Source organism: Planomicrobium sp. CPCC 101079, assembly GCF_007859275.1.
Lineage (GTDB): Bacteria > Bacillota > Bacilli > Bacillales_A > Planococcaceae > Planococcus.
The window spans coordinates 67,439-81,499 of the sequence record NZ_VOHC01000003.1 but is presented as its reverse complement, the minus strand read 5'-3'; the positions used below and the strand labels follow the sequence as shown (position 1 = coordinate 81,499).

Annotated in this window: 10 protein-coding genes and 1 tRNA gene; 2 read left to right on the top strand and 9 right to left on the bottom strand. The window is 43.6% G+C overall.

Annotated elements, in window-relative coordinates; all coding sequences use genetic code 11:
• Positions 1-5 precede the first annotated feature (5 nt).
• A tRNA-Ser gene (locus FQV28_RS01710) sits at positions 6-93 on the bottom strand.
• A gap of 163 nt (positions 94-256) precedes the next feature.
• Between FQV28_RS01710 and FQV28_RS01705 the strand changes: the two genes are divergently transcribed.
• On the top strand, positions 257-1,255 hold the full coding sequence (locus FQV28_RS01705) for a potassium channel family protein (RefSeq protein ID WP_146493876.1): 999 nt from the start codon (positions 257-259) through the stop codon (positions 1,253-1,255).
• A gap of 394 nt (positions 1,256-1,649) precedes the next feature.
• Here the strand turns inward: FQV28_RS01705 and FQV28_RS01700 are convergent, their stop codons facing one another.
• On the bottom strand, positions 1,650-3,440 hold the full coding sequence (locus FQV28_RS01700) for a S9 family peptidase (RefSeq protein WP_146493875.1): 1,791 nt from the start codon (positions 3,438-3,440) through the stop codon (positions 1,650-1,652).
• Between the two features lie 146 nt (positions 3,441-3,586).
• Here FQV28_RS01700 and FQV28_RS01695 point away from each other — a divergent pair, with 146 nt between their 5' ends.
• The gene (locus FQV28_RS01695) at positions 3,587-4,522 is read left to right on the top strand and encodes an acetamidase/formamidase family protein (RefSeq protein ID WP_146493874.1); all 936 of its coding nucleotides are present in this window, start codon (positions 3,587-3,589) and stop codon (positions 4,520-4,522) included.
• Between the two features lie 171 nt (positions 4,523-4,693).
• Here the strand turns inward: FQV28_RS01695 and FQV28_RS01690 are convergent, their stop codons facing one another.
• The 7 genes from FQV28_RS01690 to FQV28_RS01665 form a co-directional block, all read right to left on the bottom strand.
• A complete protein-coding gene (locus tag FQV28_RS01690) occupies positions 4,694-6,379 on the bottom strand; it encodes a bifunctional metallophosphatase/5'-nucleotidase (protein ID WP_146493873.1) in 1,686 nt (561 codons plus the stop codon).
• Between the two features lie 309 nt (positions 6,380-6,688).
• Positions 6,689-6,844, bottom strand: coding sequence for a hypothetical protein (locus FQV28_RS19095; RefSeq protein WP_186763756.1), 156 nt, complete (start codon positions 6,842-6,844; stop codon positions 6,689-6,691).
• A 26-nt stretch (positions 6,845-6,870) separates the two neighbouring features.
• On the bottom strand, positions 6,871-8,904 hold the full coding sequence (locus FQV28_RS01685; RefSeq protein WP_146493872.1) for a Na+/H+ antiporter: 2,034 nt from the start codon (positions 8,902-8,904) through the stop codon (positions 6,871-6,873).
• Between the two features lie 280 nt (positions 8,905-9,184).
• A complete protein-coding gene (locus FQV28_RS01680; protein WP_146493871.1) occupies positions 9,185-10,135 on the bottom strand; it encodes an HNH endonuclease in 951 nt (316 codons plus the stop codon).
• A gap of 383 nt (positions 10,136-10,518) precedes the next feature.
• Positions 10,519-11,349 (bottom strand): carbohydrate ABC transporter permease, encoded by an 831-nt coding sequence (locus FQV28_RS01675; RefSeq protein ID WP_146493870.1) that lies wholly within the window; start codon positions 11,347-11,349, stop codon positions 10,519-10,521.
• A 12-nt stretch (positions 11,350-11,361) separates the two neighbouring features.
• Entirely contained in the window at positions 11,362-12,309 is a 948-nt protein-coding gene (locus FQV28_RS01670; RefSeq protein WP_255472757.1) for a carbohydrate ABC transporter permease, read from the bottom strand.
• A 15-nt stretch (positions 12,310-12,324) separates the two neighbouring features.
• The gene (locus FQV28_RS01665) at positions 12,325-13,599 is read right to left on the bottom strand and encodes an extracellular solute-binding protein (RefSeq protein WP_186763755.1); all 1,275 of its coding nucleotides are present in this window, start codon (positions 13,597-13,599) and stop codon (positions 12,325-12,327) included.
• Positions 13,600-14,061 lie beyond the last annotated feature (462 nt).

Genomic DNA, 14,061 nt, shown 5'->3' with positions numbered 1-14,061 from the left:
ACGTACGGAGATGAGAGGATTCGAACCCCCGCGGCGCTTGCACGCCCTAGCTGATTTCGAGTCAGCCCCCTTCAGCCTCTTGGGTACATCTCCATGCGAACAAAAAAATTCTAGCAACTGCGAGAAAAAAACGCAACTAATTACTACAATAGCCATAACTTTTGTTTTTACGGCATTTTTTAAGCGTCTCCATTAATCTAAATTAAACTATTCATCTTGTTATTTGGGAGCAATCAACGTTTTGGAAGGAGGAAGTATGGAACTATTTTATCTGTTGCTCGGCATTTTGCTTTTAGTAACTGGAATACTGGACTTTTTTTGGACGGCGCTTTGGGTTGACGGCGGAGCTGGACCTGTTACTCGGAGATTGGCAAATGTTTTATGGAGGCTATTGAGGAAATTGGGCAGGGACCGCCCTCAAGTGCTCAGCCTTTCTGGCCCTCTTATTTTGTCGCTTACTCTTTTTTCATGGATATTCTTTTTGTGGATAGGCTGGGCGCTTATTTTCCTAAGTGACCAAGGTTCCTTGGCGGGCTCGCAAAATAATGAATATGCTACTTGGTCAGATAAATTATATTATACGGGTTATTTAGTATTCACGCTTGGAAATGGCGATTTTAAACCCACTAATGGAATTTGGCAAGCCATGACAGTTTTGGCTACAGGATCCGGGATGCTGTTTATCACGTTAGCCGTCACTTATTTGCTTTCTGTTTTAAATGCCGTAACGTTAAAACGGTCGTTTGCCAATAGTGTAACGGGTATAGGCAGACATGGAGGAGAAATTGTCGAAAATGCCTGGAATAAAACGGATTTCCACGATATCGACTTGATCTTAAAATCATACTCTGATCAAATCAGCACGTTGACTGCCCAGCATAAAGCTTACCCCATCCTGCACTATTACCAAACCAGCAATGTGACAGAAGCATTTTCCGTTGCATTGGTAGTTTTCGATGAAGCGTTGACTATACTTCAATATGGCATTCCGGAATGCTGTAAACCGAACAAGTTGTTGGTTGTAGAAGCCCGTTCGAGTATCGATAGTTTCTTGGATACTATCAATCCAACTTATGTTTCTCCATCCAAGAATACGCCGCCCGCTTTAGAACTTGAAACTTTAAGTAAATCGGGTTTGCCGGTTGTTTCAAATGAAGAGTTCCACCTGGCAGTGACCGGTTTAAAAAATCGGCGCCAAAAGTTGCTCGGCATACTTGAAGCAAATGCGCGGCGGTGGCCGGTTGAAAAGAAATGACTTTTAGTATTTAGGAGACGGGCGATCTAACTATCAAAAAGCGCTCGCTTCCTGGCACTGCGCGGTTGTAAACAAAGTGAACCAACAATCCCTCTTCAACAAAACTGCATGCCTATACCGACCTTCTTAGTACTGAATCAAGCCCTTCCGGCAAGAAAGCACAAGCTCTCGCCAGAGCAGGAACCTTTGCACGGTGATCAAATTCCGGTTCGTTCGTGTTTAATCCTCAGTTATGGACAGGAGTCTTTCTCACAGTAAATTCCATTTCGACCGCCCATGTAATGGCGGCTATATCAATTGGAGGGGGTGCTGGAGGCGGAGGGGGCGGCTCAGGAGCATTTTAATAACAGAAAAAGGCGAGAGAAGATTTCTTCTCTCGCCTTTTTCTGTTCCTTTACCCGTGATGTTTTTTCAAAAACTCCAGCATTGCGCTATACACTTTTATCTCATTTTCTTTTTTCGAAAAGCCGTGCCCTTCATCTTCTAACACAAGGTATTCCACCTCTCGGCCTTTTTCCTGCAGTTTCGCAACAATCTGGTCGGATTCCTCTTTAACTACACGGGGATCTTTTGCTCCTTGGATAACGAGCATCGGTTTTTCCATGCCGTCTAGATACGTGACCGGAGAGTCTTTTGTGAAACGCTCTTTGTCACGCTCCGGATCGCCCAACCAGCGTTCCATAATGGGCTTCCAATGAGGTGGCACTGATTCGACGAATGTAAACAAGTTGGAAACGCCAAAAATATCAACAACGGCTTTAAAATATTCAGGATGCCGGCCGTGAAGAAGCAATGCCATATATCCGCCATAGCTGCCGCCAATCAAAAACAGTTTATCCCGGTCCACCAGCTCTTTGTCAAACAGCCAATTAATAGCAGCCAGACAATCAAGCCGCGGCCCTTCTCCCCAATCTTGTTCCACAAGCTTTACAAAAGCTGAACCATATCCTGTGCTTCCCCGGAAGTTAGGCGCAAAAATGGTGTAGCCGCGGTTTAAAAAGCACTGGAACATGGAGCGGAATTGCTTTCGTTCGGCATGCTGGGGGCCGCCGTGGGGCCAGAAGATGGCATGGCCGTTGTCGTTTTCCGGATTCGGTTTAAACAGCAGCGCTTCAATTTCCAGGCCATCATAAGATGTGTAGCTGACTTCTTCCGGATCAACCAGATTTTCTTCAGTTAATCCAAGAACCCGGTTGTCTGTCAACGGTTTCCAATCTGAATCTCCCAGCCACTGGAATATATTATGCGGTTTTGTAGAGCTGGTACCGAGCAAAAACAGATTTCCGGCTTTAGAAACGATAAATTTATCAATAATGTCTACAGGAGTTGGAATTTGTTCCAATTTTTCCGAATCCGGGTTGAAACGGTATAAAATGTCGATTACCCCTTTTTCAGTGTAAAAGTAGAACATATTCTGTTCTTTATTCCACCTCACCATTTGTATACTTTCGTTTTCAACTACCAGTACTTTTGAAAATGCTTTTTCTTCTATATCGAAGCGGGCTAAATACACAAAGTCGCTGCCGTAATCCGTGAGAAAATAAATTGTTTGGTCATCGATGAAAACAGAATCATAGACAACGTGCACTTGTTCTGGGTCTGGTGTTAAATAATGGATCTCCTCACCGACTTTTACATAGCCTAAAACATACGTATTAGCGAACGATTGGGTATAAACAAATGCTTGCTCGTTTTGAGAGACGGCTTCCAAGTAAGTTGTGGTCTTCTCCCCTCTGTTCAAAACTGTGTCCGACTGGTCTTTCAGATTGCGCATATGCGTATTTAGAAACGACGGGTTTCCTTCGGAAGTCAAGTAATACAAGCGTTCTCCGTCTTCGCTCAAATGCGCATAGTAATATTTTTCATCAGGATTCCCTGTAACGATTGGCAGCGGAAGACCGCCTTCACTTGGAAGTGCGTATATCTGGTGATTTTCATCCCCATCCTTGTCAAAACCAGCAAGCACATAGCGGTTCTGAGGATCGAATTTGATGAAATTTGTGGATTCATCCCGATGCGCAAACAAATAAGGATACAGATTAGGCAAATCCATTGCCCATAGATTCACCTTGCCGTTCAAATTGGAACTGAAAATCAATTGCTTTTCATCATCGCGTACTGCAAAATCAGTTATGGAATATGTACGAAAGAATTGTTCTACTGTAGGTTTCGGAAATTGAATCATTAATACCCTCCTTAAATCGTTTTCAGAATTTATCAAATAAACAACTTATTCAAGTATAGCGTAAGTTGGCAAAAGCAAACAGCAGAAAAGGATTTTATTTTTTTATAGCGAAATAATAGTAAGTAGGACATTGAAAGGAGAACAGCATGATACATAAAATTGATTTAGCTTCAGAGAATTTGCACTCATCATTCAGCAGCGACTATGAACCGATTTTGACAATCGCCTCCGGGGACTCGATACAATTGAGGACGCCCGATATCCAATGGGGTTATTCTGAAAAAGAAGGGCAAGAACGCACGATTTTCACCTCCCGGGAAAAAGAAGAACAACTTGGCCATCCGATAGTCGGCCCTATCGCCATCGAAGGCGCCAAACCTGGCATGGTGTTGGAGGTCCGGACAAACGCTGTTATTCCTGGATGGTATGGCCGGAATTGGGCTGGGGGCCTGCCAAACTGGCAAAACGACAGATTGGGACTAGTCGGCAGCGAAAGGCTTGAAGTGGATTGGAAATTGAATCCGGAAACTTTGACAGGAAGCTGTGAAATCGGCAGCAAGGAATTTCGTGTCGGCCTGTCTCCTTTCCTTGGCCTTATGGGTGTTGCACCCGCTGAGCCGGGCATCCACCGGACGGCTCCGCCCCGCTACTGCGGAGGTAATATCGACTGTAAAGAACTGACAACAGGCAGCAGCTTATTCCTGCCGATTGCCGTTGAAGGCGGCATGTTTTCTTTAGGCGACGGCCACGCGCTGCAAGGCGATGGTGAAAGTTCCGGAACCGCAATCGAATGCCCGATGGATTTGGTCGATCTTACGTTAATCGTCCATGAGAACATGTCTCTTACCATGCCACGGGCCAATACAGCTGCCGGTTGGATTACTTTCGGGTTTGATAAAGACTTGAATGCAGCGGCTGCCGTCGCACTCGATGAAATGGTTCAATTCATGCAGTCGCTTTATGGAATTTCCAAAACCGAAGCAACCGCTCTTTCAAGTGCAGCGGTCGACCTTCACATCACACAAGTGGTCAACGGCGTGAAAGGGGTACATGCCATTTTGCCGCACGGCGTTATTCGGTAATTAAAAAGAAGCAGCACCCGTCTTTTTGAAAAGAACGGGTGCTGCTTAAATTCTATAAAATTTGCTTATATCCGCTAGATTAGAAGGGTACAATCATTTGGATGTTTGATTAGAAAAAGCCACTTCCGAGTCGTTTGTACGACAATTCGGAAATGGCTTTTTTTATTAGTATTAAGGATTCACGACACAATCAGGAGCAGGAGTGGCAGCGCGTTTTTGGCAAGCTTTGCTTAGAGCAGGAGTTTTAGCCACAATGCGATTCTCCATTTTCGGATTTACTTCTTCCAATGTTTTAATATAATCGATAAACATTTCATAATCGATATTGCCCGGTTCACTGACGCGGCCGTCTGCATACGCAGCTGCAAATGGAGTATAACCGTCTCCGCCTTTAGCAGTGAACGTATTTGTCGCTACTTTGTATGTGTCTTTCTCTTTGAATTTCTTATACTTCCCGTTTTTCTCTACTTGTATATCCGTAACCCGTGAACCGGCTGGAGCGCTCGGGTCAAACGTAAATTTCAGTCCCGATACATGAAGGAATCCGCCAAACTCATTCGGATAGTCTTTGACAGAGATTTCAAGAGCCGCTTTCAGTTCAGTGCCTGTCAACTCCATGATCGCCAATGCGTTGCCAAAAGGCATAACCGTCAATACTTCACCGACCGTAATGTCGCCTGCATCGATTGAAGCACGGATACCGCCGCCGTTTTGGACAGCGATGGTTGTTTCAGGGTCGATCTTCTGTGCAGTCGCCAACATGCCGTCAGTGATCAAATTTCCAAGATTCGTTTCAGAAGAGCGCACACCGCCCTCGTTGCGGCCGCCATTTAAGAGGACTTTTGCAACCGCTCCAGTTGATTGGTTTTTAATAGCGCTGATTTCATCTGCATAAGGTTTTAGCATGGCTGCAGCTGCAGCGTCAGCAGCAGCTGTTTTTACATCATGCAATATTCCTGTATGGCTTGTAATAACGCCAGCTTCGTTGAACGTTACATCCAATTGCCCTAAGAAATTATTGTATTGTTCCGCTTGGACAATGACAGTCGGTTCGCCGTGTGCATTGTTTACAACAGGTGTCGCCAATTTGGTGTGCGTATGGCCGCCGACGATCACATCGATTCCCGCTACTGCATCAGCAAGCAACTGGTCGTTGTCGTATGTTTTGGAATCGTCGAAACCAATATGAGTCAGCGCTACAATTTTATTGACGCCAGCAGCTTCAAAAGCAGCCACTGCTTCGTTTGCAGCTGTGATGTAATTCGCAAATTCTACAGAACCCGGGCTTGAAATGGCTTTAGTCTCTTCAGTTGTGAGACCGAATATACCAACTTCCTTACCATCAATTTCTTTTATAACGCCATTGTATATTTCACCGTTGTTAAATTCTTTTGTATAGGTATTGTTATCTAGCGGCGCTAAAACCGCATCATTGGCTACATTAACATTTGCCGAGACAAAAGGAAAATCTGCTCCCCCGATAAACTCTCCTAATGCTGCATGGCCTTCGGCACTAGACCCTAAGTCGAACTCATGATTGCCGAACGTCATTGCATCATATTTCATTAAATTCATAAAGTCGAGATCCGCTTGTCCCTGGAATGTATTAAAATACAACGTTCCAGAAAAAACATCTCCGGCATCAAGCAATAAGTTGTTTGGATGTTCTTCACGGATTTGATTTACCAAAGTAACACGTTTTGCAACATTGTCCAGATTCGCGTGTGTATCATTTGTGTGCATGATCGTTAGGTTGAAATCCCCATCTGCAGCATTTGCAGGAGCTGAAGCTTGAAAACCTAGTGCACTTGCCGCTAAAACTGAAGCAATTGCCGTCTTCATAAATTTACCGTTCATTCGACACCATCCTTGTTAGTTTTTGATGGTCGGCTAACTCGTTAGCGTGTAAGCGCAGCCATCCATCAACAGTTTAGCATGGCTGATAATTTGCAACAATAAGCAAATTTCTATTCACTCCCTTTGTCATCATAAAATTTACAAAGGAGTCGATTAAGCAATTCAAAAAGGCCGCCTTGCAAAAGGCCTACCACTCGAATAAGAGCGATAGGCCTATAAAAAAAGAGCTATATTAAATTTCCGTAAAGTTTATTTGCTTCTCTGATTGCAGGCATATTAACAGTTGATTGCCAAGAGGTTCATCTGCAATTAAATTTTAAAGATTCTTCCCGTCACGCGGTTCACCACTTTTTTGACAGCCCGGCGTGCTAGTCTTTCATGAAATGTCCCATTTTTGATTGCATTGAGGTCGCCCAGTGCCCGCCCCGTTTTATAGAGTAAAGATTCAACTTTTTTTAAGTTCATATTTCCTGCTCCTCCCGAAAATGTAATCATTCAATTAATTCGTGAAGCGTAACACTTTCCAAATAGTTGACATAGCGCCTTAATTCCTTTGCCTGTTCTCTTGTTATTTGCCCTCCGTCATACATTTTGAAAATTTCAGAGCGACCCATATCCATGACAATAATTCGAAGTTCTTCTTTTTGAATATCGTAATTTTCATTGAAAAGTGATTCGGGTGTTTTTAATCCGCTGATCATTCGATTGTATTCCATAATGACGGTTTCTATCGTTTCATCTTGCCCATTTTCCTTAAGACGGTTTTCTAATGTTCTTAGAGCGGCTTGCAGGGCAGCCAATTGAATGTCTTTACCGATTTGCAGCTTGATCAACCGGGTTTCTTCGTCTTTAACGTAATGGCCGCGGAATCTCTTCCACGCCCTGATCAGCTTGCCATGGAGATAAATTGTAAAAGCACGGACATTCTTTTCAATCGCCTGTTCTCTTCGGTTCAACGATTTCTCGAACGCTTCATACATATCTTGGTCCATGCCCTGCTTTTTCTTTACATTCTCTATATACTCTCTTTCCTCCTTTAATGCCATTAAGCGGGTTTCTTTCAATTTCCGCTGGTACTTTTTGCTTTTTTGCTCCACCAGTTTAGCATCCGGCTCCAATTGGCTTAGCCTCAATTTATATTCATCCATCAATTCATAAGCGACGGGTTCATTTTCTTCTGTCATTTCGTCTTTGATTTTATTGATCGAAGCCAGCAGCACACGCTTCCTTGCCTCTTCTAAATTCATTTCAGGCTCGCTTTCCCCTTCATCCATCACTCCCCTGCTGAGAAGCGGAAGCAAGAGGGTCGCTGCTATTAATGTGAATAAAATGGTTCCGGCCGCTAAAAAAAGGATGAGCGATCGGTTCGGAAAATCTTCACCGCTTTCCAGCGCGTATGGAATCGATAAAACCCCGACCATGGTGACTGTTCCGCGAACACCCGTCAAACTGACAAAAAGAGTGGTTTTCAAATTTGGTTTTGCAAAGTTTTCAGTTTTGCTGAACCGATACTCATATGCGGCAAACAAATACGCCCAAACAAAACGAATTCCTAAAATAACGGAACCGATCAAAACAACATAAAGAACAAGCCGCCATAGCCCTGAATCCGCATCTTCCAATATGCCGCTCATGGAAGGCGGAATATTCAAGCCCAACAGCAAGAACACGATGCCATTCAAAATAAATAAAATAATCTTCCAAATATCTTCTGTTAAAATCTGTTCTTCAGCGATAAAAGTTTCGGTTCTTTCCCTGACCAAGGAGTGGACAATCCCGGCTACAACAACCGCAATGACCCCAGAAGCGTGCAAAAACTCTTCCGTAATAATAAAAATCAAAAATGGCGTCATAACGTGCAGCAAGGTGAAAAATGTAACATCGCTGATGCCTTGTTTTCGCAAAAGGTAGCGGATGCCAATAATAAGCAAGCCTAGAACAAGGCCTAAAACAGCTCCTGCTACGAATTTGTAAGAAAAATCAAGGACAGCCTCACGCAAAGAAAAATAGCCGGTCACAACCGCCGCAACGGCATAGTTGAAAGCAACAAGGCCCGATGCATCATTAATCAACGATTCGCCTCTTACAAGATTCAAAACTTTTTCCGGAATGTGGATGCGTTTTGCAATGCCATTGACAGCAACCGGATCGGTCGGCGATAAAATGGCAGCTAATGCAAACGCCGCTGTCAGGGGAATTGACGGAACAAGCCAGTGGATAAAATACCCGCCTCCGACAGTCGTCAATAGTACAAGGAGAATGGCATTCCCTAAAATGGGGCCTCTCATTCTCCATAATTCTTCGCGGGGGAAATGTCTTCCATCGTTATACAGGAGAGGGGCGATAAACAACAATAAAAACCATTCAGTTTCGATTTCAAAAGTGAAATCTTCGACAACCACTACCAGGATGACCCCTAAAGCTACTTGGATGAGCGCTGTTGGAATATAAGGCGTATAGTGGCTTACAATATTGGAAATTAACAAACAGAAAAGCAATATCAAGACGGTTAGCAATAAATCCATAAAAAGTCTCCAATCTTGGCAAAGGTGCTATCACCTAGTTTGATGTGATTTTTGTATACCCGTTTTTTTGCTTTTCCGCCTATTATTTTTATAATTAGTTCTATAAAACCGCAGAAATTCCCTTCTTTTTAAATTGCAATAAGTTATTGTTTCTGTTGTTTTCCTTTGCAGGCCCTCCTCCCTGTTTTGCTTTTTAAAACACAGCCTCGAAATTCTTTGCAAACAAAAAAACGAAAAACGCCTCTTGCCCGCAAAACAAGCGGAGGACGTTTTTCGTTTTTCATTCTACTGGCGGACGGTTTAATACCCGCTTTCTCTTGTCTAAAAAGATGTTGTTTTTATGCCATCTAAAGAAAGGCTCATTTTGAGGATTAGCAGCAATTTTGATTTTTTTCGCCAATCCGTATAAGGGATAATCTTCTTCCGCAATTTTTTTTGAAATCTGCAAGTTGCCGCTTGGATTGATTGCTATATATCCGTTCCGGTACAGTGCATCGTGATTGGCACACAAAACGATGCCGTTATAAGGGTCTACTCTTTCTGTGTCCATACTGTCTTTCCATGGTTTAGCATAGCTGGCTTTTAACAGCGCCTCCAATTGGATTCCACAAATCTGGCATCGTCTATTCCACATTGGCATAAGGAGCTGCTGAAAATGCTGCTCGCCCCGTTCCATTTTCGTTTTTGCATCCAACACCGTTTCAGCAATCAGCGTGACAAGCGGATAATGCTCTTTTCTGCGCACTACTTCGATCGCCAACTCAAGCTGTTCCGCTTCCTCGACATAAACATTGTGGATACTAATGATTTCCAGCAATTTCAACAGCAATTCTTCATTGCAGGCATATAAATAGCCAGGATTTCCGCTTCCGTCTTCTTGGAAGGCAGAATATTTTTTGGGCAGGAAAGGAGATAAGCCGGCTATATGCTCATGGATAATTACTGGAGTTTCCAGCTCCCGGTATTCTGTAGAGACTTTATAGCCGTTCGTTTCGCCGGTCCCGTCCAGCAGTGTTGGCCGCTGTGCTTCTTTGCAGTCCTCAGCCGCTCTGCTGATAGCGATAATTGCGCCTTTAACGAAATGAAGAATGCGATCACCTTTTTTCACTTCCGTCATCCGTTTGTAGGAATGCGGAACCATCCCCGATTTGTCTTGTTGCGGCGACCAAAGGATCCCCAACTTTTTTTCTTGCTGATACGTTTCTCCTTGCATAACGATAAAACTGTTCAATAAACTGCCTCCTAGACGCGCTATCTAATTCCTTTAAAATCTTCTGTCTTCTATTTTACCTTACTTTTCCCATTTCGTGCGCATGATGAGCAGTTTCTTCTATCTGATCATGAAAAAACTGTCGGAAACTCTCGGCAATTATTTCATTTCTCCCGAGGCAGACACTTTCGGTTTCATAAGGTGTGGATCATGAAGAACGTTGCAACTCTACACTGCTTCCTGCAAACAAGTTTGTTGCCTTTCGCTCCATTCACGAAGCTGCACACACATTAGTGCAGCTGATGTGTAGAATAGCTAGTGCGCTTCCTTTTTAACCTAAAGTTTTTCGAAAACCAGAAAAAGCTGAGCCGCCGATTCGGCGCCCAGCTTTTTTCTCTGCAATTTTATTTAATGCCTGAGCTTACGACACTTCTGACAAAGTATTTGTTTGCAACCACGAAAATGATCAACGCCGGCATAGTCGCTACTACAGTCGCAGCCATCATCCTTCCGGGATTGACAAAGTTTGCGCCTTGAACAAGATTTGCGACGCCTACAGTCACAGTTTTCATTTCATCTGAACTTGTTACAATCGATGGCCAAAGGAAATCATTATAGATTGTCAAAAACGTCAGCACCGACAAAGTAGCGACCACAGGCCGGATTGCCGGAAAAATAACAAAGCGCAATATTTGAAGCAATGACGCGCCATCGATAAACGCCGCTTCTTCCAAATCTTTTGGGAAGCCCCTTAAAAAACTGTATATCAGGAAGACGCCCATGGTATTCGCGGAGTAGATCAAAACCAGCGGTGCGTAAGTGTCAATCAATTCATATTGCCGGAAAAGATAGAACGCAGGAAATAACGTAACGATGCCCGGCACTGTCAAAGCTGCCACTACAACGCTCAGGAAGAATTTCTTTCCGGGCAAGTTGAGCCTTGCCAAGGAATACGCTGCCAGTACATCGACAAAAACGACCAGTGCAGTCCCGGCTATTGTGACTAAACCTGTATTGAATAGCCAGCGGATAACGGGTACTTCGGCTCCAATCCCGAATATGCTGCCATAGTTCTCCGATGTCCACGCTTTAGGCAACAACGCGGAAGATGACATTGCCTCGCCAAGCGCCTTAAAGGAAGTGAAAATCATAAAGATCAGCGGAAGCAGGAACAAAAATGCAATAATGGATGCTGCTATGACAATCAAGGCCGTTTTAGTTTTTGATTTCTTCATGTTTCAGCCTCCTTATTCTTTTCGGAATGAATAAAAATATTGGGCAGCGACAATCGCCATCATGACCAGCCCCATGACAATCGCCATGGCAGAACCGATCCCTAGATTGTTTTGGGTAAAAACCATTTGCTGGATGACCATGATCAAAGACTGTGTGCTTTGAGCCGGGCCTCCCGCTGTAATAAGCAATGTTTGCCCATACAAATTGAAGGAAGCGATTACTGAGATAATCGTCAAGAAAACAAACACACCTTTGATGGAAGGGAAAGTGATATAGGCAAATTTTTCCCACCAGTTTGCCCCATCGAGGCTTGAGGCTTCATACATGGTTTCGTCGACTTCATCTAAAGCATTGATAAACAAAATCATATTGAAGCCGATTGTCCACCAAATGGTTGCCACCAGAATGGATACCCAGGCGTACGGCTGTTCATTCAGCCAGTTGATGGGACTTAATCCGATCGAATTCATTACATTGTTTACATATCCCCCGTTTCCGGTGAACAGCCATTTGAAAATGGCAGAAACAGCGGTTACGGAAACAGCATAAGAGATGAAGAAGATTGTCCGGAAATAGACTTTCAGCTTTTTAGGAATAGCGTCTACCAATAGCGCAAGGGCCAAACTGATCACCACCAGCGGAATTACGCTGATTGCTACAAATACAAGCGTATTTTTTAGCCCAAGATAGAAAGAAGTGCTGTAGATGTTCCCTGGAGTCAGGATGGCTATGTAATTGTCAAGACCGACAAACCCGCCATTTCCACCAAACACAGACCAGCTATGCAGGCTGATCCAAATGCCGTAAACCAATGGAACAATCAAAAAAAGGACGAAACAGATCAGAAAAGGCAAATACATAATAATGGACCATGTTCTCGAAATCCTCATAGTTCTTAATACACCCCCGTCAGTTAAATAAAACGGCATTTCATCAGGCAAGAATGAAATGCCGCCCACCTATTTTTATCCTTGTTATTGAGGTGCTGTTTCAGCTACCTGAGCAGCTTGGTCGGTCGCTTTTTGCAATTCCGACATCAGTTTATCTTTTGTCATCCCTTCATCCCCTACTAATTGCGGGAACACACTCTCAGTCATGTAGCGTACTTGTTCTCGGTATTGGTAAAGCTGCGGCGCACCAACAAACGAATCAAATTGTTGGACATTTTGTGCGGCAAGCGGATATTTTTCTGCATCTTGCTCAACCAGCTCAATTGTAGCGAGATGTGTCGGCGCTTGGCCGCTGTCCGCCCAATTCAATAAATTTTCTGGTGTATACATGTATTTTAGGAATTCAGCAATACCAGCTTTTTTCTCTTCATCTTGCACAGAAGCCGGCAGCGCCAAAGTATGGCCGCCTCCGTAAACGCCTGGTTGATCACCTAATTGAGGCGCTGAAGCAATGCCTAAATCATCTCCGTATGCTTCTTTTACCGCCTGGTAATACCATGGCCCGGTGAGAGCAGTAGCAGTCTGGACTGAGCTTCCGCCTTCATCTACTTGCTTCATGAAAGCTTGGAATTCCCCATCCAGCCCCAATCCTGCCGGAGATATATTGTCTTTATAAATCATGTCATGGTAAATCATCAGCGCATCTGCAAATTCATCCTGGGCAAAATTCAAATGGTTGCCTTCCACCAAGTTGATATTGTTCTGTGCCGCAATAGTCATGTAAAACCATTCCGGCAGACCGCCGCTAGGAATACCGGTTGCGTAGAGATTCGAATCCTGTTCTTGCAAAGTGTTGGTTAAATCCGTCATTGCTTCATAGGTCATTGGTGCTTCTGGAGCAAGTTGCTTGTTGTAGAACATGGTCATAGGATGGATGTCGAGAGGTGCTGCGAATGTAGCACCTTCGAAAGTGACTTGTTCTTTAGCTACCGGATGGAAATCATCAGGGCTGATTCCTGCAGCTTCTAATACGCTTCCCATATCCTGGATCATATTATCCTGCCGGTAAGTCTGAAGATTGTCGGAGTGAATCAAGACCAAATCGTAACTTCCTGTCTTAAACTTTGTGTAGTGGTCTTTTTCCTGTGATTCTTCCACAACATATTGATCCTGTGATTCATTGAAGCCGTCGGTGATTTTTTTCATGTATTCGCCATCCCCGCCGGTAAAGCCGTTAATATACTTGATAACTATCTTTCCGTCTGCAGTTTCACCACTAGAGCCCGAGCCCCCTCCTCCGCATGCGCTCAATATCATCGCGACAATTAACAGTACAGATAAAAGCATTTTACTTTTCATCAATGTTGCCCCCTTTTTTAAAATAGCGCTTACACACTTCCGTGGCTGAAACAAGTTATTAAGCATTCTCCCTTTAACCCGAACTGAACTGACTAACCTAAAATGATAATTTTCTAAATTTTATAATAATTCGGCTGTCAAAGCAAATTGTCATTCAATTCCTGTAAATTCTGTGGGAAAAAATATACATAGAAGCTATACTGTCGCCTCTTGATCAGAGCCAGTTCGATTGCATTGGGGATGCCTGTTTACAGCCACTTCACGCGGACAGTGAAAATCTTTCCAGTCATAGACTTGCCTTTAACAAAATTAATTGATGGAAAAATGATAAAGTCTGTGATTTTCCTGCATTTATGTACACAAAATGCTCCTCCTTCTTTTTTCTTTCTTGAAAAATTTCCCGTCATTAACTGAATAGCCTGACAACCCAGTATTTAAACGCTATAATGCCATTAAAAAACC